Origin of the sequence: Streptomyces sp. NPDC058796 (assembly GCF_042745235.1) — a bacterium.
GTDB lineage: Bacteria > Actinomycetota > Actinomycetes > Streptomycetales > Streptomycetaceae > Streptomyces.
The window spans coordinates 51,409-73,157 of the sequence record NZ_JBHYOP010000006.1 but is presented as its reverse complement, the minus strand read 5'-3'; the positions used below and the strand labels follow the sequence as shown (position 1 = coordinate 73,157).

22 protein-coding genes and 1 pseudogene are annotated in these 21,749 nt (G+C 74.0%); 12 read left to right on the top strand and 11 right to left on the bottom strand.

What is annotated here, in order from left to right; genetic code table 11:
- Positions 1–23 precede the first annotated feature (23 nt).
- Positions 24–1,121 (bottom strand): LacI family DNA-binding transcriptional regulator, encoded by a 1,098-nt coding sequence (locus tag ACFW47_RS16715; RefSeq protein ID WP_386276470.1) that lies wholly within the window; start codon positions 1,119–1,121, stop codon positions 24–26.
- Positions 1,122–1,255: 134 nt separating this feature from the next.
- A complete protein-coding gene (locus ACFW47_RS16710) occupies positions 1,256–1,594 on the bottom strand; it encodes an STAS domain-containing protein (RefSeq protein ID WP_386276468.1) in 339 nt (112 codons plus the stop codon).
- Between the two features lie 159 nt (positions 1,595–1,753).
- On the opposite strand from ACFW47_RS16710, the gene ACFW47_RS16705 reads away from it, so the two are divergent.
- Positions 1,754–3,256, top strand: coding sequence for a carboxylesterase/lipase family protein (locus tag ACFW47_RS16705; RefSeq protein WP_386306152.1), 1,503 nt, complete (start codon positions 1,754–1,756; stop codon positions 3,254–3,256).
- On the opposite strand, the gene ACFW47_RS16700 is transcribed toward ACFW47_RS16705, so the two are convergent.
- Positions 3,213–3,446, bottom strand: a complete 234-nt coding sequence (locus ACFW47_RS16700; RefSeq protein WP_386276464.1) for a DUF397 domain-containing protein — start codon at positions 3,444–3,446, stop codon at positions 3,213–3,215. The two genes, ACFW47_RS16705 and ACFW47_RS16700, sit on opposite strands and share 44 nt — an antisense overlap.
- Positions 3,443–4,265: pseudogene (locus ACFW47_RS16695) on the bottom strand (helix-turn-helix domain-containing protein). Before ACFW47_RS16695 ends, ACFW47_RS16700 begins: the two are co-directional and overlap by 4 nt.
- A 112-nt stretch (positions 4,266–4,377) precedes the next feature.
- On the opposite strand from ACFW47_RS16695, the gene ACFW47_RS16690 reads away from it, so the two are divergent.
- The gene (locus tag ACFW47_RS16690) at positions 4,378–4,788 is read left to right on the top strand and encodes an ATP-binding protein (protein WP_386306151.1); all 411 of its coding nucleotides are present in this window, start codon (positions 4,378–4,380) and stop codon (positions 4,786–4,788) included.
- Positions 4,789–5,512: 724 nt separating this feature from the next.
- Here ACFW47_RS16690 and ACFW47_RS16685 read toward each other — a convergent pair.
- The 6 genes from ACFW47_RS16685 to mmuM form a co-directional block, all read right to left on the bottom strand.
- A complete protein-coding gene (locus tag ACFW47_RS16685) occupies positions 5,513–6,106 on the bottom strand; it encodes a hypothetical protein (protein WP_386306150.1) in 594 nt (197 codons plus the stop codon).
- Complete coding sequence (locus tag ACFW47_RS16680) at positions 6,103–7,437, bottom strand: DUF58 domain-containing protein (protein ID WP_386306149.1); 1,335 nt, start codon at positions 7,435–7,437, stop codon at positions 6,103–6,105. The genes ACFW47_RS16685 and ACFW47_RS16680 overlap by 4 nt, the downstream gene beginning before the upstream one ends.
- The gene (locus ACFW47_RS16675; protein ID WP_386306148.1) at positions 7,434–8,444 is read right to left on the bottom strand and encodes an AAA family ATPase; all 1,011 of its coding nucleotides are present in this window, start codon (positions 8,442–8,444) and stop codon (positions 7,434–7,436) included. The genes ACFW47_RS16680 and ACFW47_RS16675 overlap by 4 nt, the downstream gene beginning before the upstream one ends.
- Complete coding sequence (locus tag ACFW47_RS16670; RefSeq protein WP_386306147.1) at positions 8,441–9,037, bottom strand: hypothetical protein; 597 nt, start codon at positions 9,035–9,037, stop codon at positions 8,441–8,443. Before ACFW47_RS16670 ends, ACFW47_RS16675 begins: the two co-directional genes overlap by 4 nt.
- Positions 9,034–9,972 carry a DUF4129 domain-containing protein gene (locus tag ACFW47_RS16665; RefSeq protein WP_386306146.1) on the bottom strand — a complete coding sequence of 313 codons (939 nt, stop codon included), beginning with the start codon at positions 9,970–9,972 and terminating at the stop codon, positions 9,034–9,036. Before ACFW47_RS16665 ends, ACFW47_RS16670 begins: the two co-directional genes overlap by 4 nt.
- Before the next feature lie 112 nt (positions 9,973–10,084).
- Positions 10,085–10,993, bottom strand: a complete 909-nt coding sequence (mmuM, locus tag ACFW47_RS16660) for a homocysteine S-methyltransferase (RefSeq protein ID WP_386306145.1) — start codon at positions 10,991–10,993, stop codon at positions 10,085–10,087.
- Positions 10,994–11,151: 158 nt separating this feature from the next.
- Between mmuM and ACFW47_RS16655 the strand changes: the two genes are divergently transcribed.
- The 7 genes from ACFW47_RS16655 to ACFW47_RS16625 all read left to right on the top strand — a co-directional run bounded on the left by ACFW47_RS16655 (position 11,152) and on the right by ACFW47_RS16625 (position 17,410).
- Complete coding sequence (locus tag ACFW47_RS16655; protein ID WP_386306144.1) at positions 11,152–11,991, top strand: CPBP family intramembrane glutamic endopeptidase; 840 nt, start codon at positions 11,152–11,154, stop codon at positions 11,989–11,991.
- Positions 11,988–13,154 (top strand): sensor histidine kinase, encoded by a 1,167-nt coding sequence (locus tag ACFW47_RS16650; RefSeq protein WP_386306143.1) that lies wholly within the window; start codon positions 11,988–11,990, stop codon positions 13,152–13,154. Before ACFW47_RS16655 ends, ACFW47_RS16650 begins: the two co-directional genes overlap by 4 nt.
- A complete protein-coding gene (locus ACFW47_RS16645) occupies positions 13,151–13,810 on the top strand; it encodes a response regulator (protein ID WP_386306142.1) in 660 nt (219 codons plus the stop codon). Before ACFW47_RS16650 ends, ACFW47_RS16645 begins: the two co-directional genes overlap by 4 nt.
- A gap of 160 nt (positions 13,811–13,970) precedes the next feature.
- Positions 13,971–15,053 (top strand): family 43 glycosylhydrolase, encoded by a 1,083-nt coding sequence (locus ACFW47_RS16640; protein WP_386276439.1) that lies wholly within the window; start codon positions 13,971–13,973, stop codon positions 15,051–15,053.
- On the top strand, positions 15,050–16,090 hold the full coding sequence (locus ACFW47_RS16635) for a rhamnogalacturonan acetylesterase (protein ID WP_386276437.1): 1,041 nt from the start codon (positions 15,050–15,052) through the stop codon (positions 16,088–16,090). Before ACFW47_RS16640 ends, ACFW47_RS16635 begins: the two co-directional genes overlap by 4 nt.
- A gap of 97 nt (positions 16,091–16,187) precedes the next feature.
- A complete protein-coding gene (locus ACFW47_RS16630) occupies positions 16,188–16,661 on the top strand; it encodes a hypothetical protein (RefSeq protein ID WP_386306141.1) in 474 nt (157 codons plus the stop codon).
- Positions 16,658–17,410 (top strand): isocitrate lyase/phosphoenolpyruvate mutase family protein, encoded by a 753-nt coding sequence (locus ACFW47_RS16625; RefSeq protein ID WP_386276433.1) that lies wholly within the window; start codon positions 16,658–16,660, stop codon positions 17,408–17,410. The genes ACFW47_RS16630 and ACFW47_RS16625 overlap by 4 nt, the downstream gene beginning before the upstream one ends.
- On the opposite strand, the gene ACFW47_RS16620 is transcribed toward ACFW47_RS16625, so the two are convergent.
- The gene (locus tag ACFW47_RS16620) at positions 17,411–17,995 is read right to left on the bottom strand and encodes a TetR/AcrR family transcriptional regulator (RefSeq protein WP_386306140.1); all 585 of its coding nucleotides are present in this window, start codon (positions 17,993–17,995) and stop codon (positions 17,411–17,413) included. It lies immediately after the preceding gene.
- 152 nt (positions 17,996–18,147) lie between these two features.
- Here ACFW47_RS16620 and ACFW47_RS16615 point away from each other — a divergent pair, with 152 nt between their 5' ends.
- The 3 genes from ACFW47_RS16615 to ACFW47_RS16605 all read left to right on the top strand — a co-directional run bounded on the left by ACFW47_RS16615 (position 18,148) and on the right by ACFW47_RS16605 (position 21,746).
- On the top strand, positions 18,148–19,833 hold the full coding sequence (locus ACFW47_RS16615) for a PHP domain-containing protein (protein WP_386306139.1): 1,686 nt from the start codon (positions 18,148–18,150) through the stop codon (positions 19,831–19,833).
- On the top strand, positions 19,830–20,360 hold the full coding sequence (locus ACFW47_RS16610; RefSeq protein WP_386306138.1) for a hypothetical protein: 531 nt from the start codon (positions 19,830–19,832) through the stop codon (positions 20,358–20,360). The genes ACFW47_RS16615 and ACFW47_RS16610 overlap by 4 nt, the downstream gene beginning before the upstream one ends.
- Positions 20,361–20,477: 117 nt before the next feature.
- A complete protein-coding gene (locus tag ACFW47_RS16605) occupies positions 20,478–21,746 on the top strand; it encodes an MFS transporter (protein WP_386276424.1) in 1,269 nt (422 codons plus the stop codon).
- Positions 21,747–21,749 lie beyond the last annotated feature (3 nt).

Here is a 21,749-nt window from a genome sequence, read left to right as displayed (position 1 = left end):
GCTTAACTTTCCCACCGGGAAAGTTACCGTTGGCTTTCCCGATGGGCAAGTCGGAGCCGGGCGGCGTGCGGCGGCGCCGTGCTCGCGCGCTCCACCAGACGGGTCGAGAGCTCCGTGCGGGTGCTCTCCGGACGGTGGCCGTCCATCATCCGCAGCAGCAGGCGCAGCGCCGTCGCCGCCATCTCGGACAGGGGCTGGCGCACCGTGGTCAGGGCCGGGGCCGCCCAGCGCGCTTCGGGCAGGTCGTCGAAACCGACCACGCTCATGTCGTCCGGCACGGTGAGCCCCCGCCCGGCCAGCGCCTCGTACACGCCGAGGGCCATGGCGTCGGAGCAGACGAACACGGCCGTCGGCGGCGCGGGCAGGTCCAGCAGGTCCCGCGTGCGGCGGCGGGCGGCGGCCCGGTCGAAACCGGCGTGCCGGACGTACTCGGGACGGTGCGGCACGCCCGCCGAGGCCAGCGCGGACCGGTAACCGGCGACCCTCGCGTCGCTGCACAGCCTGCGCCTCGGCCCCGCGACCACGGCGATCCGCTCGTGCCCGAGGCGCAGCAGGTGCTCGGTGGCCGTCACCCCGCCCTGCCAGTTCGCCGCGCCCACCGACACCACGCCCGGCGGCGGTTCCACCGCCGGGTCGATCATCACGAAGGGGACGCGGTGCTGCTCCATCGCGGCGTACTGCACGGCCGTCAGCTCGGCCAGGTTGAACAGCGCCCCGGAGGACCCGCGCACCGCGAGCCGGTCGAGCCAGCCGCGCTCCGGCCGCGGCGGCTCCGGTGTCCCCGACCGACGCGGCCGGTCCATTCCCGCGGAGACGACCAGGTCCAGCCCCGCGTCGTACGCCGCCTCCTCCACTCCGCGCAGCACCGCGCCCGACCAGGGGCTGTCCAGCGAGTGCACGACGAGGTCGACGAGCCGGGGCGCCCGCGCGGTGTCGAAGCGGGGGCGGCGCACGTAGCCGAGCCGGTCCAGCGCCTCCGTCACGCGCCGACGGGTCTCGGGTGCCACGTCCTCACGCCCGTTGACCACCTTGGACGCGGTCGGTACCGAGACCCCCGCCTCGCGGGCCACCACCGCCAGTGTCGGCCCGGCCGACGTGCTCGCACTCGCCGTACGGGCCATCGGGCAACCGCCTCTCCGGCCCGTCCGGGGCCCCGGGGGTCGAAAGCGGATAGAAAGCGCTTCCTATCCTAGATGTGCCGTGCCCCGCCGGGAAGACCGGGGAGCGAGCGGGGGAGTGGCGGACGGGCCGCCGGTCAGTGCTCGTACGCGACGACGGTGTCCAGGCCCGCGTGCTTCAGGGTCCGGTGAACGGCCGGACGGGCCCCGCGCACAGTGATCGCGACCGGTTCCGCGGCCCGCGTGACCGCGCGCAGCAGCGCGTAGGCGCACGCCAGGTCGATGTGCTCCAGCCCGCTCATGTCCAGCGTCCAGGCGGTCGGCTCCTCCAGGCGGTGGTCGAGGAGCAGCTCCTCCAGTACACGCAGCGCGGGGGCGTCCAGGTCGCCGGAGAAGACCAGCACGGCGTGCCGCCCGTCCGCCTCGGCAATCCTCACGGGGGCGATGCTGCTCGGGTGACGAGGGTCGACGGTCACGACGGCCTCCTCGGCGGCACAGGGTGGGCGTACGTGTGGGTGTGCGTGTTCCCCATTGTCCCCCAGTCGTGCCGGGAGCGGAGTCCGGAATAGTCGCGGGCCGCTCAGCGCTTTGGCATGAGCGGTGCGACCGTGCGGTGAAGGGCTGGTGAGCGCGTGATGGCAGACCGGACGAACCTCGTGGTCCGCACGCCCCACGGGGCCGTGCGCGGCCGGTACGAACACGGTGTCGCCGTGTTCCGGGGCATCCCGTACGCCGCCCCGCCCTTCGGCCCCCGCCGGTTCCGGCCCCCCGAGCCGCCCGAGCCCTGGGACGGAGTGCGCGACGCGACCGCCTTCGGCCCGACGGCACCCAAACCCCCGTACTCCGAGGCGTTCGCCCGCTACCTCTCCGACCCCGCGATCCCGGGCGACGACTGCCTCAACCTCAACGTCTGGACCCCCGACCCGGCCCCCGCCGCCCGCCTGCCGGTCCTGGTCTGGCTGCACGGCGGCGCCCTGACCAGAGGTTCCTCCGCCGTACCCGTCTACGACGGCCGCACCTTCGCCCGCGACGGGGTGGTCTGCGTCTCGATCAACTACCGGCTGGGTGTCGAAGGCTACGGCCTGTTCCCCGACGCCCCCGCCAACGCGGGCCTGCGCGACCAGCTCGCCGCCCTGGAATGGGTGCGGGACTCGATCACGGCCTTCGGTGGCGACCCCGACCGGGTGACACTCGCCGGTCAGTCGGCCGGCGCGATCAGCACCGGCGCCCTCCTCGCCGCCCCACGGGCCCGGGGCCTCTTCCGGCGGGCCGTGCTCCAGAGCGGCGCACCCGAGGCCGCCGACCGCGACAAGGTACGGCGCATGGTCCGCCGCATGGCCTCCCGCCTCAGAATCCCCGCCACCGCCGAGGCCTTCGCCGCCGCCGACCGGGCCGAGCTGCTGCGGGCCCAGGCCGACGTGGGCCGGTTCAGCAGCCCGGTGCTGGGCGGGCCCGCCTTCGGGATCGTCGTCGACGGGGACGTGCTGCCACGCGACCCGCTGGAGGCACTGGTCGACGGCGACGCGGCGCTCGGCGTCGACCTGATGATGGGCTGGACCCGCGACGAGTACCGGCTCTGGCTGGTCCCCGGCGGTCTCCTCGAACGCGTCGACCGGCTCGGCGCCGTCGCCCTCGCCGGAGCCCGCGCCCGCTGCCACTGCGGCAACGAGGTCGTGCGCGGCTACCGCGCGCTGCGCCCCGGCGCCGGTGCCGCCGAGACCGTCGGCCAGCTGGTCACCGACCACCTGCTCCGGCTCCCGATGCACCGGGTGGCCGACGCGCGGCCCGGCACCTCGTACGTCTACGAGTTCGCCTGGCCGTCCAGCCTGCCCGACCTCGGCGCCTGCCACGCCCTCGAGCTGGGCTTCGTCTTCGACTCCGGGCACCACCCGGAGGCACGGCGGCTCGCGGGCGAGGGCGCTCCGCAGGAACTGGCCGACGCGATGCACGGGGCGTGGGTGCGGTTCGTCGAGACCGGTGACCCGGGGTGGCAGGCGTGGGACGCCACGCACCCCGTGCGGGTCTTCGGGGACGGCACCCCGCACACGGCGTACGGTCCGCGCGACGCGGAGTTCGACCTGTGGAAGGCCGACGTCACCATGCGAGGAATGCGGTCCAGGTTGCCGGCGCGACGGTGACGGTGTCTTCGACGGTTGTTTTGGAGTCGCGGATGTGGATGGAGGTGGGGGTAGTGGCTACCTCTAGGCAGTTGCCGCCCTCGTCGCCGCTGTGGCTCGACTTGCGCCACTCGTAGGCGACTTCTACGCAGTTGCCGCCCTCGCTGCCGCTGTAGCTCGACTTGAACCACCGAAGTGCGGTGCTGCTCATTGCTCTCCCAAGAGACGGTCCAGCAGGTCCCTCGTGTCCTCGGGCGTGAGGGCCTGTGACCGCAGCATCGCACACTTCTGGGTGAGGATCGCCACCTCGTCCGGGTCCGCGATCAGTTGACTGCCGCGCTGGTTCTCCGTGTAGGCGAGCCGCTGGTGCTCAGGGGTTTCGAGCAGGACGAACGGGCCGTCAAGAGACGCGTGACTCGTCCGGTCCAGCGGCAACACCTGAAGCATGAGCCCAGGCAACTCGGAACACGAGCGAAGGTGCCGAAGTTGTTCCGCCCACACCTGTCGTCCGCCGACAGGCGCACGTACGACCGGTTCCCAGACCACGAAGCAAGTGATCGGTGGCTCCTTGCCCTGCAGGATTCCCTGACGCTCGATGCGTGCCGCAACGAGACGGGCGATCGTGTCACCGTCGTAGACCGGCACGCGACTGCGGAACACCGCCCACGCGTACCCCTCCGTCTGGAGGAGCCCCCGGCAGTACCTGGTTCTCGTACGACGAGATCGCGATGGCCTCCCGCTCCCTGTCCAGGAACTCCTCCGCCCACAACGGAACCAGATCCACCTCCTCCGGCATCCTGCTCAGCGCAGTGGACAACGCTCCCTTGGTGTCCAGGAGTTCGTCGAGCTGCTCGGCGAGATCCGGCTTCAGTGGGCGCCTGCCCTGTTCGATCGAGGCGATCTGCTGCTCGCCGATGACGAACCGTTCGCCCAGTGACCTCTGGGTGTACCCGGCGGCCTGGCGGTAGAGGGCGAGCAGCGCCCCCACCATCTTCATCGCGGAGGCGTTCCTCCGTGTCGTCGTGCCCATGAGGTCGAACTCCCCGCCCGCCCGCGTACGTTCACCGTCGCGCACCCGTAAAGGTCGGCTGTACGGCCGTGCGCTCTGTCTCATCATGGCCACGGAGCGTGACCCTCGTCACGTGAACAACGAAACTCAACCCCCGTCCCCACACGAGCGCTTCTACCGCCGGGAGCGCCGGTCCGTCCCCGCCGCACGGGCGTTCGCACGCGAGGCGCTCGCCGCGTGGGGTGTGCGCGAGCGCGCGGACGATGTCGTGCTGTGCGTCAGCGAACTGGCCACCAACGCGTTGGTGCACGGCGTGCCGCCCGGCCGTGGTTTCCTGCTCCGGCTGCTGCCCTTGGGGGAAGGCGGCGTACGCGTCGAGGTGCACGACAGCGGGGACGGCGTGCCGGCTGTACCACTGGTGCTCGGGGCGGAGTGGTGCGAGGGAGGCCGTGGCCTGTTGCTCGTGTCGGAACTGGCCGGCAAATGGGGCGTCGGGGAGCGGGACCCCGGCAAGGTCACGTGGTGCGAGCTGGGTGATGCGTAGGGCATTGGAGGAGTGGCCGTTGGGGCCGCCCGCTTCCTTGGCAGTGTCGTGCCTCCGCGACCGGAGTAAAGGGCGCTGCGCGTCGCCTTCGGCGATCGGCCTGCGGCCGACCCTTGACTCGGCTCGCTCCACCACGGGTCAGAAGCGAGCGAGCGGCCCGGAAACACGGGTGGCCGAGCCGGGTTCACGGTCAGCCGTCCCCTGCGTACGCACCCGGCGACGGCGGTACGCGCTCGCACCTCGCCAGCACGCCGCCTCGGCTCAGCGGCTCACCCCCGGTGGGCGGTACCGGTCACATGCGCCGTCCCAGCGGCCAACCCGGGCGGGCACCACAGACCCCCCGGACCGCCCTCCAAAAACGGATGACACTTCACCCCGAAGTGTCATCCATTTCCCAGACCACCCCCAGACCCCCACCCACCATCACCCACTACTCCTCACCACCCACCCGCCGGTCGCCGCTAAACCCACGCGGCGTGCCGGCGAGACGCGGACGCGCCCCCACACGCCGGGCGCGTACGCAGCCGGCGGAAGGGACCGACGTACGCCGGCCACCCGCTTTCCTCCGGCCGCCCGCACGCTTCTCACCCGTGCTGGAGCGAGCCGAGTCAAGGGTGACCCGAAGGGTCATCGCCGAAGGCGACGCGACCGCAGGGAGCGCCCTTTACTCGGCTCCCGGAAGCACGACACTGGCCAAGAAGCGGGCGGCCCCACGGCCACTTCATCAACGAGGTCCAGCAGTTCCTGCGTTCCGTCCCCGCCACCGGGCGCACAGCACTACGCCCCCGACCGCCGCCAAGCCCACCACCGCGGCCGCGATCACGCGCCCCAGCCCGCCCCCGGCACCGCTCACCGGAACCACCGCGGCAACCAGCACCACGCCTGCTCCGGCGCAGGCCGCGACCGCCTCCGCCCACACGCGTCCGGCCCCGCGTCCCCAGCGCCACGGCCACGTCTCGCTCGTCACCAGGTAGGCGACCAGCAGCCCGACCACGCAGGCGCCTTCCCACCAGGCCGGATCACCGGAGGACGCCGCGACGACCACGACACCGCCCGCCAGCACCGTCGTACGGTGGCGCAGCAGGCGGTACGACCACCGTGCGGACTCCAGCGACGGGCGCCGGTCCAGGGACGGCGCCGCCCACACCGCGAACGCGACCGCGCACCCGAACAGGACGGCGTCCGGCGCACCGCGCACCGTCGCCCATGGCCGCCACGCCATCACGAGGGCCGCCGCCCCGAGCACCCGCACCGGCAGGGTGCCGGCCCAGTACCCCAGGTACTCGCGGAGACCGACCCGTGCGTCGAGCATCGTCATCCCGCGCGCCCCCTCCCACCGACCCGGCCCGACAGCAGCGGCGCCAGGGCCAGGTCCAACGACTCACCCACGACGTGCCGCACCACCGGCACCCCGCTGTCCCGCAGGGCGAAGCGCATCGCGTCCCGCTCCGCGTGCCACAGCCGCAGCCCCAGCTCGCCCGCCGCGTCCCCGGGCTCGACCTGCGGGTCCCCGCTCGGGATCTCCACGACGACCGGGCGGCGCCCGCGCTCCTGGAGATCGCGCAGCACCTTCAGCATCCGCGCGTCGCTCAGCGGCGTGAACACGTACACGAGCGCTCCCTCCGGCAGCGCGGGCGGCGGCAGCCGCTCCAGGCCGGGTGCGTCGAAGCGGCGGTCCTTGCGCACGTCGAGGACGCTCTCCACGATGCGGTAGAACGCCGCGTCACCGGTGCCCGGCGCCAGCCACCGCGTGGTGCCCCCGGTCGAGACGACCCCCACCCGGTCGTGGGTGCGCAGGTAGGCACGGGTGAGTCCGGTGGCGGCGCGCACCGTCTCGTCCAGGGACGACAGCCCGGTCACCGGGTCGACGACGTCCCCGAACGCGTCGATCAGCATCACCGTGTCGGCGGCCCGTTCGGCCGCGAAGCGGTGCAGCTGCACGGACCCGCGCCGGGTCGTCGACGGCCAGTGGATGCGCCGCTGCCGTTCCCCGGGCACCCAGGGGGCCACTCCGATGACCTCGATGCCCTCCCCGGCCTGCGGCGAGGTGTGCTCGCCGAGCCGCTGCGGCAGCCGTACCGGGATCGGAGTGAACCGTGCCTGCGCGGCGTGCGGGAAGACGGCCACCTCCTGCTCCGCCACCCGCACGGTGCGGCGCACGGTGCCCCCGGCGTCGTACACGTCCAGGTCCACCGGGCCGAGCGACCAGCGGCCCCAGTGCAGCGCGGTGTGGCGCAGCGTGACGGACGACGGGCCGACGACGACCTCGTCGAGCCGCAGGCCGGGGCCGAGCGTGACGCCGGGGTCGAGGCGGACGGCGTCCCCGTCGTGGGCCACCGAGACGCGCAGGGTGACGGTGTCGCCCTCGAAGCAGCGGCCCGGTTCGACGGTCGCCGTCGTCTCGACGCGCCGGGCGTGGGCGCGGGGCAGCGCCAGCGCGAGCAGCACCAGCGGTGCCGCCGCCAGCGCCAGCAGCCACGCCCGCCCGGTGAGCAGCGCGGCGGACAGCGCGACGACGGCGACGGTCAGCAGGCGCAGCGTCCGCTCGCTCGGGCGCGGCCCGCCGGGCGGCGGGGGCGGCGGTTGCGCCGGGGCGGTGCGCCCCTCCAGGGCGCGGACCACACCCGCGTCCGGCGGCGGCGCGGTCATGACGGGGCGTTGGCGACGGTGGTGGCCGTGCGCCGGGTCGTCGGCGTGCCGACACCGCCGACGATCTCGCGCAGCACGTCGTCCGTGGACACTTCGCGCACCCACAACTCGGGCCGCAGCGAGACCCGGTGGGCCAGCGCGGGCACCGCGAGGGCCTTGACGTCCTCCGGGACGACGTAGTCGCGGCCGTCCAGCACGGCGCGGGCGCGCGCCAGCTGGACCAGGGCGAGTCCGCCGCGCGGTGAGGAGCCGATACTGATCTGAGGGTGGTCGCGGGTCGCGCCGACGAGGGCGACGGCGTACTCCAGCAGGTCGTCGTCGATCTCCACGCGCTCCACGACGGCCCGCCACGCCACGACGTCGGCCGGCCCCGCGAGCCTTTCGAGCACGGCCTCGGGAGCGGCCCGGTCGATCCGGGCCCGCAGCATCGCCAGTTCCTGCCCGGGGGTCAGGTAGCCCATCCGCACGCGCAGCTGGAACCGGTCGAGCTGCGCCTCGGGGAGGGAGTACGTGCCCTCGTACTCCACCGGGTTGGCGGTCGCGATGACGACGAACGGGTCCGCGAGCGGGCGGGTCTCGCCGTCCACGGTGACTTGCGACTCGGCCATCGCCTCCAGCAGCGCGGCCTGGGTCTTGGGCGGCGTCCGGTTGATCTCGTCGGCGAGCAGGAGGTTCGTGAAGACGGGGCCGGGGTGGAAGACCATCTCGCCGGTGCGCTGGTCGTACAGCGGCGTTCCGGTGACGTCCGACGGCAGCAGGTCGGGCGTGAACTGGATGCGGCGGAAGTCCAGACCGAGGGTGGTGGCGAAGGACCGCGCGAGAAGGGTCTTGCCGAGCCCCGGCAGGTCTTCGAGGAGGACGTGGCCGCCGGCCAGTACGCCCAGCATCACCAGTTCGAGGGCGTCCGGCTTGCCGACCACGGCGCGCCCTATCTCGCGCAGTACGGCGCCGGCCTGCTCGCCGACCTGTTCGGCGGTGCGAAGCTCGGGCGTGGGGTCAGTCGTCACGTCGCTTGTTTCCTTACCGGTGCGGGAGCGGGTGCGCGGTGCTGGTCGCGGGGTGCGCCGAGGGTTTCGAGGCGGTCGACGAGGCGGCGCAGTACGTCGACGGGGACCTCGCCGTCGGGTCCGGTGCCGGGCGGCTCGGGGCCGAGCCACGGCCACAGCTCGGGGCCGATCAACTCGGCCGCCCGCTCGGGCTGCTGGTCGAGCGAGACGTGGTGGTGCTCGGCGAGCGCGGCGGCGTACAGGTGGCGCAGCTCGGGCCGGAGCACCGCACGGTAGTAGAGCGCGCCGTCGGGCCCCGTCGCGGTGCCCACGTTCCGCCGCCACTCGCCCATGCCCGGTGCCCGCGTCCGCAGCAGCCGCACCTCGCCCCGGTGCCCGGAGTCGAAGGCGTCCGCCCCGGCGACGTACCGGGTGACGACCAGTGCCACGACGACGAGCAGGGCCAGCAGGGCGCCGGCCGCCTGGAACCCGTCGAAGAGCAGGACGAGCAGGACGCCGGAGCCGGTGACCGCGCCACCGAGCAGCCCGAGCCGGCCCAGGGTGAGCATGTCCCCTCCGGGGATGTCGGGGGCGTCCTCCGTCGGCCGGTTCACCGCGCGTCCTCCCGTTCCGCCAGCAGCGAGTCGATCTCCTCCAGGGCGTCGGCCGCGGCCTCGCGGTGGGAGGCGCCCATCGGGTGGGAGGAGAAGCGGGCCTCGCGGAACAGCGCGGTCAGGCGCGGTGCGGCCGGGCCCGGAGCCAGGCCCGCCGTCACGGCGCGGTCGAGCAGGTCGGCGGGGCTGTCGGAGGCGCGCCGGGGCACACCGGACGCGACGAGGGCGTCCTCCATCCCGGCGTAGCAGGCGATGACGGCCGCGCGGGCGTCGCCGGTGTCGGCCAGGGCGCGGCGGCCCGACCGCACGGCGGACAGCAGCAGACGCGCGTCGTCTCCCCCGGTCACCGGGGCCGCGCGGGCGGGGCGTTGCGGCACCCTGAGCCCGAGCCGTCGCAGCCGTCGTACGACGGCCACCACGACGAGCGCGACGACCACCGCGGCCAGCAGGCCGAGCACCAGGTAGAGGGGGAGTGACGCGTCGTGCCCCGGATCCCCCCGGTCCTGCCCGGGCATCGGCTCGCCGGGGACCGGCTGGGTGAACGGCGTCGGGAGGACCGGCGGCGGGGAGGACTGGTCGCCGCCGGTCGAGAACCGGTGCAGGACCAGGGCCAGGACGCCGATGACGCCCGCCCCGGCGAACAGCAGCGGCGCGGCGATCTCCCGCAGCCGCTCCTCGCCCGGCGGCAGCGAGGCACGGTAGCTGTTGAACCGGGGACGCAGGCGCTGGACGGCCTTCATGACCGCGACCGCCCAGGCGACGGACGCCCCGATCGCGACGAAGCCCCAGTGGCCCAGCGGGCCCTTGCCGGCGGAGTCCAGCAGCCCCTCCTCGGGCCGCAGCACCAGCGCGGCCACCGCCAGCGCCGCGACCACCCCGGCGGCCAACACCGCCCCGGGCACCGCCCGCCGTCCGGGCCGCCCCCCGTGTTCCATCGGTCCCCCCTGTCGAACCCGCCCCCCGAACGCCAGTTCACGTCATCCTGGCACATGCCGCGCCGGCCACGGCAGGGCAAGCTCCCCGCGGCGACCGGACCACGGCCGTCGCTCACGCCGATGCCAGAGCCGCCGCGACCGACCTGATCGTCTCCGGCCCCACCCGGCAGCAGCCGCCGACCATCCGGGCCCCGGCCGCCCGCCACCGGCGCACCCGCCCGGCGTCGAACGAGGAACGCCCCTCCCAGGACCGCGCCTCAGCGTTCCAGGCCTCGCCGCTGTTGGGGTAAACGACAACCGTCTTCCCGGTGACGCGGGCGGCGGTCTCCACGGCGCCGGGGACGTCACCGGGGGCGCAGCAGTTCACGCCCACCGCGATCACCTCCTCCGCGTCCGCGGCCAGGGCGAAGGCCTCCTCCAGCGGCTGGCCCGCGCGGGTGCGGCCGCCCGCGACGGTGTACGACAGCCAGGCCGGCACACCCAGCCCGCGCACCGCCCGCAGCAGCGCCGCCGCCTCATCGGTGTCGGGGACGGTCTCCAGCGCGAGCACGTCCGGCCGGGCGGCGGCCAGTACCTCCAGGCGGGGACGGTGGAAGCGCTCCAGCTCCGCGACCGTCAGCCCGTACCGGCCCCGGTACTCGGAGCCGTCCGCGAGCATCGCCCCGTAGGGACCCGCCGACGCCGCCACCCACAGGCGACGGTCCGCCCGTGCGCGGCGTGCCGCCTCCCGCGCCGCCTCCACGCTCAGGCCCATGAGTTCGGCGGCCCGTTCACGGCCGGTCCCGCGCCGGGCGAAGCCCTCGAACGTGGCCTGGTAGCTCGCGGTGATCGCCACGTCCGCGCCCGCCTCGAAGTAGGCGAGGTGCGCCTCGGTGATCGCTTCGGGATCCTCGTCGAGCAGCCGTGCCGACCACAGGTCGTCGCTCAGGTCGTGGCCCGCCGACTCCAGCTGGTTGGACATGCCGCCGTCGAGGACTAGGGGGCGGCCGGAGGTGAGGGCGTCGGCGAAGTCGCTGGTCATGGCACGAGGTTAGTCAGCCGGTGGCACGGCCTGGGGGCTTGTCCCCCGTGCGAGCTACAGCGAGGTGTCCACCGGGAGGTGACGATTCGAGGCCGCCGGATCCGTAGCGTCCGGTGCAGTCCGCGGCACACCGGCCGCGGCCCGGAGAAGGGGTTCCCGTGAGGTTCGTCTGGCAGTTCCTGGCCGTGCTGGCGGCGTACGCCGTCGGCGGCATGGGCATCAACGCGGTGAAGGACAACGACTGGCTCACCCTGGTCGTCGGTCTCACGGCGGCCGCGCTGGTGGTCTACGTGTACGCCTGGGTGGTCCGGCGCACCGAGCGCCGCCGGGCCCTGGACGTGGCCCTGGAAGACGCCCCGGCCAAGGCCGGCTGGGGGACGCTGATCGGCGTCGGAATGTTCACGGCCGTCATCGTGAACCTCTTCGCCTCCGGGCACTACGAGGTGCACGGCCTGGGATCCGTGCCGGGTGCGGTGGGCCTGGTCGGGTTCATGGCCGGTGCCGCGGCGACCGAGGAGGTCCTGTACCGCGGGGTGCTGTTCCGGATCATCGAGGAGCACATCGGCACCTACCTCGCGCTGGGGCTGACCGGCCTGGTGTTCGGGCTCTCGCACCTGCTCAACGAGGACGCCACCCTGTGGGGGGCCGTCGCCATCGCCATCGAGGCCGGCTTCATGCTCGCCGCCGTGTACGCCGCCGCCCGCAACCTGTGGCTGGCCATCGGCGTGCACTTCGGCTGGAACTTCGCGGCGGGCGGCGTCTTCAGCACCGTCGTCTCCGGCAACGGCACCAGCGAGGGCCTGCTGGACGCCACGATGTCGGGTCCGAAGCTGCTCACCGGCGGCGACTTCGGACCGGAGGGCAGTGTGTACTCGGTGGGCTTCGGGGCGCTGCTGACGCTGGTGTTCCTGTGGCTGGCGCACCGGCGCGGGAACATCGTGCCGTTCGGCTCCCGGCGGGCCGCGGGTGCCAACTCCCCCGCTAAACTGCCCCGGTGATCGTTGGTCGGCGTGTCCCGGAGCTGTGGGGTCGGCTCGACGTCACGGTCCGGGACCTCCCGCTCGGGCTGCTGCTCCTCGTCGCGTCGGTCGTGCCGGGCCTCCACGGCAACGGCACGGAGGTCGGCGGCCTGCCGACCCGGCCCGCCGACGCGCTGGCCGCTGCGGCGGCCGTCCTCCAGTGCCTCCCGCTCGCCCTGCGCCGCAAGTGGCCGCTCGTCTGCCTCACCCTGGTGGCGTGCGGCTTCGCCCTGGACCAGCTGCGCGGCTACCACCTCTTCGCGGGCACCGCGCTGCCCATCGCGCTGCTGAGCGCGGGGTCGTACCTGGAACGCTGCCGGCGGGCCACCCCGGTGGCCGCGACCGTCGCGTACGCGGCCCTCGCGGTCGCCCTCCACCGGACCGGCCCCGGAGACCCCGTGGCCGAGTTCGTCACCTTCCATCTGGCCCTGGCCCTGGCCTGGGGCATCGGCGCCTGGATGCGCTCCGCCCGGGCCGCGGAGGCCGAACGCCGCGGCCGCGTCGCCGAGGACGCCCGCAACGCCGAACGCACCCGCATCGCCCGCGAACTGCACGACGTGGTGACCCACCACGTGACGGCGATGGTCGTGCAGTCCGAGGCGGCCCGGTACCTGACCGCCGCGCCCGACCGGCTCGACCAGGCACTGACCGCCGTCAGCGACACCGGCCGGCGCGCCATCACCGATCTGCGCCACCTGCTGGACCTGCTCAACCCCGACCACGGCACCGGTCACGGCGGCGAGGACCGGACGCCGCCCGTCGGCCGGGTGCTCACCCTCGTCGAGCAGACCCGGCGGGCCGGGCAGTCCGTGGAGTTCACCGAGGAGGGCACGCCGCCGGCCTCCACCGGCAGCGCCGACCTGGTGGCCTACCGGGTCGTCCAGGAAGCCCTGACCAACGCGCTCAAGTACGACCACGGCGGCCGGACCTCGGTCCTGGTGCGCCACGGCGAGAGGGAGATCACCGTGGAAGTCGGCACGGACGGTTCCGGTTCGCGGGCCGCCTCCCCCGGCGGCAGCGGGCGGGGACTGGACGGCCTGCGCGAACGGGTCGACGTCCTGGGCGGCGACTTCAGCGCGGGCCGCCGGACGGGCGGCGGCTTCCTGGTGCGGGCGCGGATACCCGGGGGGAGCCCGGTATGAGCGCGCCGGTCCGGGTGCTGGTCTGCGACGACCAGGTACTGATCCGCACGGGGCTGTCGACGATCATCGACGCGCAGCCCGACCTGGCGGTGGCGGGCGAGTGCGGGGACGGGCGGACCGCCGTGGAACTGGCCGGACGGCTCCGCCCGGACGTCGTCGTGATGGACGTGCGCATGCCGGTGCTCGACGGCATCGAGGCCACCCGGCTGCTGGCCGGTGCCGGAGTCGAGCACCCCGTGAAGGTGCTGGTCGTGACGACCTTCAACCTGGACGAGTACGTCTACGAGGCACTGCGCGCCGGAGCCAGCGGGTTCCTCCTGAAGGACGCGCCGCCGGACCGGCTGCTGCACGGCATCCGTACCGTCGCCATGGGCTCGGCGCTGCTGGACCCCGAGGTGACGCGCCGGCTCGTCGGCCGGTACGCCGCCCGCATCCGGCCCGCCGGGGGCGACGCCCGGGACATCCCGCTGACGCCCCGTGAACTGGAGGTACTGCGCCTCATCGCGGACGGTCTGTCCAACAGTGAGATCGCCGCGGCGCTCGTCATCAGCCACGAGACGGTGAAGACCTTCGTGTCCCGCATCCTGACCAAGCTCGACCTGCGCGACCGAGTCCAGGCCGTCGTCTACGCCTACCGGCACGGGCTGGTGGCCTAGGGCCAGGTTCCAGGGCCGGGTCCACGGCCGGGCGGGCTGCCGGTGCCGGACCCGTTGACCTTCCCCTGTCACACCCTTACCTTTTCGACGTTCGTAATCACAGATGGCGTTCGGTATGCCGAACCACGCGTGCCGGACTCCCCGTCGAGAGGCAGCCCGTATGAGCCGCGCCGACGAAGCGCCGCCCGCCCAGCCCGCAGTCCCCGGCCGACGCCTGCTGCTGAAGGGCGCAGTGGCCGCGGGAGCCCTGACGGCCGTCCCCGCCGTCGCCTCCGCCGCTCCCGGCGGAACGGCCCCGTACGTGAACCCGCTCGTCCGCAACCGCGCCGACCCGCACATCCGCCGTCACACCGACGGCTTCTACTACTTCACGGCGACCGCCCCCGAGTACGACCGCATCATCCTGCGCCGGTCCCGCACCCTGGGCGGCCTCGGCACCGCCCGCGAGTCGGTGATCTGGCGCAAGCACGCCACCGGCGACATGGGCGCGCACATCTGGGCGCCGGAGATGCACCGGGTCGGCGGCAAGTGGTACATCTACTTCGCCGCCGCGCCCGCCGAACGCGTCTGGGACATCCGCATCTGGGTCCTGGAGAACGCCCACCGCGACCCCTTCCGGGGCACCTGGGTCGAGCGCGGCCAGGTGAAGACCGCCTGGGAGACCTTCTCCCTGGACGCCACCACCTTCACCCACCGCGGCACCCGCTACCTGGCCTGGGCCCAGCACGAGCCCGGCATGGACAACAACACCGCCCTGTGGCTGTCCGAGATGGCGAACCCCTGGACGCTGAAAGGCCCCCAGATACGCCTGTCCACGCCCGAGTACGACTGGGAGTGCGTCGGCTTCAAGGTCAACGAGGGCGCGGCGGTCATCGCCCGCAACGGACGGCTGTTCATGACGTACTCGGCCAGTGCCACCGACGCCAACTACTGCGTGGGTCTGCTGACGGCCGACGCGGACGCCGACCTGATGGACCCGGCCAACTGGTCCAAGTCCCCGGTCCCCGTCTTCGCCAGCAACGAGAGCACCGGCCAGTACGGTCCCGGCCACAACTGCTTCACCGTCGACCGGGACGGCCGCACCGACGTCCTCGTCTACCACGCCCGCCAGTACAAGGAGATCGACGGCGACCCGCTGAACGACCCCAACCGGCACACCCGCGTCCAGCGGCTGCACTGGAAGGCGGACGGCACGCCGGACTTCGGCGTCCCGGTCGCCGACACGGCGAGGGGGCGGGGATGAGACGCGTCCCGGCGGCCACGCTGGTGGCCGCCGCACTGGCCGCCGGCGCCCTCACGGCCGTACCCGCCCATGCCGCCCAGGGGCCACCCGGGACGGCCGGCTGCACCGCCACCGCCTGCCACTTCGACGTCCCGCCGGGCACGTACGACGTGAAGGTACTGCTCGGGGGCGAGGACGCCGCCCGTACCTCGGTCACCGGCGAGACCAGACGGTCCCTGCTGCCGGAGACCGCCACGGAGGCCGGGGAGCGAGCCGTCCGCAGCTTCACCGTGGACGTCCGCACGCCCGAGGGCGAACCCGCCGGGCCCGTCGGGAGCCCGGGTCTGGACCTGGTGATCGGCGGTTCGGCCCCCGCCCTCGCCGGCATCCGGGTGACCCCCGCCCGCCACGCGCGGCAGATCCTCCTCGTCGGGGACTCCACCGTCTGCGACCAGCCCGGCGCGCCCTACTCCGGCTGGGGCCAGCAGCTACCGCAGTACCTCCGCAAGGGCCTGTCCGTCGCCAACCACGCCGACTCGGGGGAGAGCACGGTCAGTTACCTGGCGGACGAGCGGATGTGGGGCACCGTACAGCCGCTCATCGGTCCCGGCGATCTGGTGCTCGTCCAGCTCGCGCACAACGACAAGACCACCGACGAGGCGACCTACCGGGCGAACCTGGAGACCCTGGTGTCGGGCGTCCGGGAGCGCGGCGGACGCCCCGTCCTCGTGACGCCGGTCGTGCGCCGCTGGTTCAGCGCCGACGGCACCCTGAACAACGGCACGGCCTTGCTCGTCAATGGCCTCGGCGTCGACCACCCGGCCGTCGTCCGCGCGGTCGCCGACGCCGAGCACGTGCCGCTGATCGACCTGACCGCGAAAACCAAGGCCCTGGTGGAGTCGCTCGGCGTGGAGGCGTCCAAGTCGCTGTACCTCTACGAAGAGAAGCGGGACAACACCCACACCTCCGCGCACGGCGCCACCGTCTACGCGGGTCTGGTCCGCGACGAACTCGTCGCGCAACGCCTGGTGCCGCGCGGCGCCGTACGGCACACCTGAGCGTCCGGCCTCCGGTGGCGACGCGGCCGGAGGCCGGCGCGGTGCGGCGAGAACACTTCGGCGGGGGCCGAAACGACCGGCCCGTAGCGTCGCGGGCATGAGCGACACGAACACCGCCACCACCGCCCCCGCCACGCCCGCCGACACCGTCACCGGCATGGTCGAGCACGTCCTCGCCCTCGCCGCCACCTGGACCCACTGGGACGGGCGGCCCGCCCACGTCGACGGGCGCGTCTACACCCCGCACAAGGCGATCCGCCGGGTCGCCGACCACATGGTCGACCATCTCGCCGAGATGGAGGCGCGGCTGGCGGGGGAGGAGACGCAGCCCGACCACTGGCACGCCTCCACGGTCACCACGGAGGCGGACCGCGCGCCCTTCACGCGGGAGGACCTCGACGAGGCCCGCAGCCGCCTCACCCGCCTCGCCCGGATCTGGGCCAACCGCCTCGACGCACTCACCGAGGAGCAGCTCGACCACTCGCCCGGCGACGGTTGGAGCTTCCGCCGGCTGGCCGAGCACCTCGAGGAGTCCGTGTACTACGCCGACGCGGTGGGTGACCTGTCGTGACCGAGTTCGCAGGTCTGCACCGCGCCGGTGAGCCGCTGCTGCTGCCGTGCGCCTGGGACCACGCCTCGGCGTACGCGTTCGCCGCGCGCGGGTTCCGGGCGGTCGGCACGACCAGCCTGGGCGTGGCGGCGGCGGCCGGGCTGCCGGACGGGGCGTCGGCGACCCGCGACGAGACACTGCGGCTGGCCCTCACCCTGGGCTCGGGGCCGTTCCTGCTCTCCGTCGACGCGGAGGACGGCTTCAGCGACGACCCCGACGAGGTGGGGGAGTTCGCGCGGGAGCTGGCGGCGGTCGGCGTCGTAGGCGTCAACCTGGAGGACGCCCTCGGCCCCGCCGGCCGGCACGCCGCGAAGATCGCCGCGGTCCGTGCGGCGGCCCCCGGCCTGTTCGTCAACGCCCGTACGGACACGTACTGGTCCGGCGAGGGCTCGTTCCCTGAGACGGTGCGGCGCCTGGACGCCTACCGTGAGGCCGGCGCCCACGGGGTCTTCGTCCCCGGCCTCACCGAACCCGGCGCGATCGGCGACCTCGTCGCCCACCTGGGCGAGGTCCCGCTGAACGTCCTCCACTCGCCCGCCGGGCCCGCCCTGCCGCACCTCGCCGACCTGGGCGTCAGCCGCGTCAGCCTCGGCTCGCTGCTCTACCGGCGGGCGCTGGGTGCCGCGCTGGAGGCGGTGGAGGAGGTGCGGGCGGGGCGGGCGCCGGGCGGGGCGGCGCCGACGTACGAGGAGGTGCGGGCGCTGGGGTGACTAACCGTCGGACGCGTCGCCGTGCGGCCAGTGCGTCAGCGCCACGTGCAGTGCCTCGACCGCCTTGTCCCAGGACGCCCGCACGTCGCGCGGGGCGCCGAAGCCGCCGGTGGCCTCCAGGGCGCAGTAGCCGTGGAAGGTGCTCCGCAGCAGGCGTACGGCGTCGGTGAGGTCGGGCTCGGTGAGGCCGTAGGCGCGGAGCACGCCGTGGGTGATCTCGGCGGTGCGGCGCAGGGCGGGGGAGCCGGCGATCACGGACTGGTCGACGCGGGTCTGGGTCGCGGCGTAGCGGCCGGGGTGGCGCAGGGCGTAGGAGCGGTAGGCGTCGGCGAAGGCGGCCAGCGCCTCCTTGCCGGCCCGCCCGGCCACCGCCGCCGCGATCTCGTCGATCAGCTCGCCGCCGGCCAGCAGCGCGACCCGGACGCGCAGGTCCCGGAGGTTCCGCACGTGCGCGTACAGGCTCGCGTCCTTCACCCCGAAGTGCCGGGCGAGCGCGGAGACCGTGACGTTCTCGAATCCGGACGCGTCGGCGAGGTCTGCGGCGGCCGCGACCACGCGGTCGGTGGTAAGACCCGCTCGGGGCATGTGCCACCTTCCCTGCTTCCTAGGGCTCCTAGGTTTCATGCTAGGGCAGGCGTGGTGGCACGCGAGGCTCACCTCCGAGTCGTTCAACGTTCATCTTCCGCCTCGATCCTCCTCGGAGCCGCGCACGGCGGCGGTATCCAGGAGGGGCTTCCATGGGGCACGCACACACCCACGACCACGATCACGACCACGAGGCCGCACCGGCCCTGCCCGCCGCCTTCGACGCGTCCGTCCCCGACGAGGCCCTCAGCCCCGAACAGCAGTCGCGCCGGGGCCTGTTGCGCCGCGCCGGACTGCTCGGCGCCGGACTCGCCGCCGGCACCGTCCTCGCCCAGACCGCCACCGCGGCCCCCGCACAGGCCGCGAGCCACGGACGCCGCGGGAAGGGATTTCTCTGGCTGGCCGGGGACCATCACATCCACACCCAGTACAGCAGCGACGGCAAGTACCGCGTCGTCGACCAGGTCCGCCAGGGCGCCCGGCACGGCATGGACTGGCTGGTCATCACCGACCACGGCAGCGTCACCCACGCCAAGATCGGCGTGGAGAAGGTCAACCCGGACATCCGCGAGGCCCGCGACGCCTACGAGGACACCCTCGTCTTCCAGGGCCTGGAGTGGAACATCCCGGCCGCCGAGCACGGCACCGTCTTCGTCCACCCCGGCCGCAACGAGGTCTCCGTCCTCAAGCAGTTCGAGACCGGCTACGACGGCGGTGTGAAGGGCGCGACCGACTCCACGCCCGCCAACGAGTCCCTCGCCGTGGCCGGGCTCTCCTTCCTCGCCGACCAGGTCAAGCGGCGCAAGGTCAAGGACGCCCTGATGCTCGCCAACCACCCGGCGCGCAAGGGCATCGACTCCCCGCACGAGATCCGCGCCTGGCGCGACGCCACCCCCCGCCACCACCAGATCGCCGTCGGCTTCGAGGGCGCCCCCGGCCACCAGGCCGCCGGCCTCCCGAAGCCGCTCGGCATGGGCCGAGCCCGCGGCATCTACGACGGCAGCCCCGGCGCCAACAGCTTCCCCGGCTACCCGCTGGAGAGCTACCGCACCTGGGGCGGCTTCGACTGGATGACCGCCACCGTCGGCGGCCTGTGGGACAGCCTCATCGCCGAGGGCCGCCCCTGGTGGATCACCGCCAACTCCGACTCCCACCAGGTGTACGCCGACACCGCGGCCCGCGGCGGCGGTGACTTCAACGCCAACGGCCGCTACGACGACCCGGTCTACGCCGGGCAGATCGACGTCACCCAGGGCGACTACTGGCCGGGCCAGTACAGCCGCACCCACGTCGGCTCCGACGGCTTCTCCTACGCCGCCGTCATGGACGGCATCCGCGCCGGCCGCATCTGGGTCGACCACGGGCAGCTCGTCAGCGGCCTCGACGTCCGCGTCTCCGGCGGCGGCCGCTGGGCCACCCTCGGCGGCGCCCTGCACGTCCGCAAGGGCACCCGCGTCACCCTGACCGTGGACGTCGCCCTGGCCGGCGGCCCCAACTGGGCCGGGTTCACCCCGAAGCTCGCCCGCGTCGACGTCATCCAGGGCGACGTGACCGGACCGGTCGCCGACCAGGACACCTTCACCGCGCCGACCGCCCGCGTCGTCAAGTCGTACGAGGTGAACAAGGACACCGGCACCGTCCGCCTCACCTACGACCTCGGCCGCGTCGACCGCCCCGTCTACCTCCGTACCCGCGGCACCGACGGCAACCGCTCCGCCGTCGGCGCGCTGGGCGCCCAGGTCGATCCGGCGGGCCCCGCCATCGACGTCGTCGGCGACGCCGACCCGTGGCGCGACCTGTGGTTCTACTCCAACCCGGTGTGGATCCTGCCGTCATGACACCGTCCGCCGCCCCCCTGCCGCACGCCATCGGCGTCGACACCGACGCGACGACGCTGCGCGAGGCCGACCACCTGCTCCGGGCATGCGTGGCCGAACTCGGGCTCCCGGACGGGATCTTCGGCTGCACGCACCTGGTGCGGGACGGCCGCCCGCGCGTCGCCCTGTCGCTGGCCGCCGCCGAGGAGCCGGTCCTGCGCGCCGCCCGAGACCGGCTCACCGAGCAGGGGCACGAGGTCCGCGACGGCGCCTGGGACGCCGTGGGCCGGGCCGTCCTCTACCCGGGCGCGGACGCGCTGACCGGCACGGTGACCGTCGCCGAGCTGCTGGCGCACTCCGCGATCGACCGTGTGACGGTACTGGGCACGCCGGGCGAACCGGCCCCGCGGACCCCGCTGGTGACCCGGGACCACGTGCGCCCCCAGTGGCAGGACGGCCGCCTCGTCCTGGCCGCCATGCCCGCCGCGGGCGGCACACTCGTACCGTTCGAGGACCCGGACCCGACACCGTGCTGCGCCGACCACTGACGGTTCCGTAACCCTCGAGCACGGAGCACGACAGCTCCGTAAGGTGGTCGCGGACCTGGCGGCGGGCGGCGGGGGGGCGACCGGCATGGGGTGGCGGCGGCGGACGGCGGCGGCCCGGTGACCCACGGGGCACGGGACACGGGACGAGCGGCCCGGCGTTCCTCCGGGGAGAGCCGCCCGCTGTGGCGGCAACGGGACTTCGGCGTCTTCTGGGCCGCGCAGACCCTCTCCGTCCTCGGCGACTCCTTCGCGCTGATCGCCCTGCCGCTGCTGGTGCTGGAGGCGACCGGGTCGATCGCGCGGATGGGGCTGCTGACGGCCGTCGGCGGCGCCGCCGCGGTCCTCGCGGCCGTGTTCGCGGGGACCGTGGTCGACCGGGTGGACCGCCGCAGGCTGCTCATCGGCTGCGACCTCGTACGGATGGTCCTGTACGGGCTGATCCCCCTGGTGTGGCTGCTCGGCCCGCAGGTCTGGCTCCTCTACGTCGTCCTGCCGCTGTGCGAGGCCGTCGGCATGTTCTTCGCCGTCGGCTACGTCACCGTCGTGCGCTCCCTGGTCGGCACCGAGCAGCTCACCGAGGCCAACGGACGCCTCAACGCCACCGCCGCCGCGGCCGGTGTCCTCGGGCCGCTGTGCGCGGGCGTGGTGGCCGCCTGGTCCGGCCCGGCCGCCGCCGTCGGCGTGAACGCGGCCAGCTTCGGAGTCTCGGCCGCCCTCGTCGCAATCGTCCGCTTCCGGCCCCGCCCGGCCGACGACCGGCCCCAGGACGAGGGGGAGCGCCCCGGGCTGCGCCAAGACCTGCGCACCGGCGTGGCCTTCCTCTACCGGCACCCGGTGCTGCGCGCGCTCACCGTCCTGCTGTGCTGCTTCAGCTTCCTCACCCTCGGTCTCAACGACCTGATCATCTACCACCTCAAGCACGATCTCGGCCACGACGACGGCACGGTCGGCACGGTCATGGCGGTCGGCGCCCTCGGCACCATCACCGGCGCGCTGCTGGTGGCCCGGGTGCGCCGCCGGCTGGGCTTCGGCCCGACCTGGACCGGCGCGGTCGCCGTGTGCGGACTGGCGTTCGCGGGGATGGGCCGGGCCACCGACGTGGCCACCGTGGCCCTGCTGAGCGCCGCCTTCCTGGCCTGCGTCGGCATGGCGGGCACCTGCTCGATGTCCCTGCGCCAGGAGGTGACCCCCGAGCACCTGCTCGGCCGGGTCACCTCCGCCTTCTGGACCCTGCAGTACTCGGTGGCCCCCATCGGCGCGGCCGTCCTGACCTGGGCGGCGGAGCGGCGCGGCACCGCCCCGGTCGCCCTGGCGGCCGGCGCCTGCTGCGTCCTCATCGCAGCGGCCGCGCTCTTCACACCCGTACGCCGGGCCGGACGGACCTGAGCG

Excerpts from the sequence above, each read along its gene's own strand:
- ACFW47_RS16665 (WP_386306146.1), bottom strand. The coding sequence starts at position 9,972 with ATGGAACACGGGGGGCGGCCCGGACGGCGGGCGGTGCCCGGGGCGGTG.
- ACFW47_RS16615 (WP_386306139.1), top strand. The coding sequence starts at position 18,148 with ATGGGGCACGCACACACCCACGACCACGATCACGACCACGAGGCCGCA.
- ACFW47_RS16715 (WP_386276470.1), bottom strand. The coding sequence starts at position 1,121 with ATGGCCCGTACGGCGAGTGCGAGCACGTCGGCCGGGCCGACACTGGCG.
- ACFW47_RS16645 (WP_386306142.1), top strand. The coding sequence starts at position 13,151 with ATGAGCGCGCCGGTCCGGGTGCTGGTCTGCGACGACCAGGTACTGATC.
- ACFW47_RS16685 (WP_386306150.1), bottom strand. The coding sequence starts at position 6,106 with ATGACGATGCTCGACGCACGGGTCGGTCTCCGCGAGTACCTGGGGTAC.
- ACFW47_RS16640 (WP_386276439.1), top strand. The coding sequence starts at position 13,971 with ATGAGCCGCGCCGACGAAGCGCCGCCCGCCCAGCCCGCAGTCCCCGGC.
- ACFW47_RS16635 (WP_386276437.1), top strand. The coding sequence starts at position 15,050 with ATGAGACGCGTCCCGGCGGCCACGCTGGTGGCCGCCGCACTGGCCGCC.
- ACFW47_RS16705 (WP_386306152.1), top strand. The coding sequence starts at position 1,754 with ATGGCAGACCGGACGAACCTCGTGGTCCGCACGCCCCACGGGGCCGTG.
- ACFW47_RS16680 (WP_386306149.1), bottom strand. The coding sequence starts at position 7,437 with ATGACCGCGCCGCCGCCGGACGCGGGTGTGGTCCGCGCCCTGGAGGGG.
- ACFW47_RS16620 (WP_386306140.1), bottom strand. The coding sequence starts at position 17,995 with ATGCCCCGAGCGGGTCTTACCACCGACCGCGTGGTCGCGGCCGCCGCA.
- ACFW47_RS16700 (WP_386276464.1), bottom strand. The coding sequence starts at position 3,446 with ATGAGCAGCACCGCACTTCGGTGGTTCAAGTCGAGCTACAGCGGCAGC.
- ACFW47_RS16610 (WP_386306138.1), top strand. The coding sequence starts at position 19,830 with ATGACACCGTCCGCCGCCCCCCTGCCGCACGCCATCGGCGTCGACACC.
- mmuM (WP_386306145.1), bottom strand. The coding sequence starts at position 10,993 with ATGACCAGCGACTTCGCCGACGCCCTCACCTCCGGCCGCCCCCTAGTC.
- ACFW47_RS16630 (WP_386306141.1), top strand. The coding sequence starts at position 16,188 with ATGAGCGACACGAACACCGCCACCACCGCCCCCGCCACGCCCGCCGAC.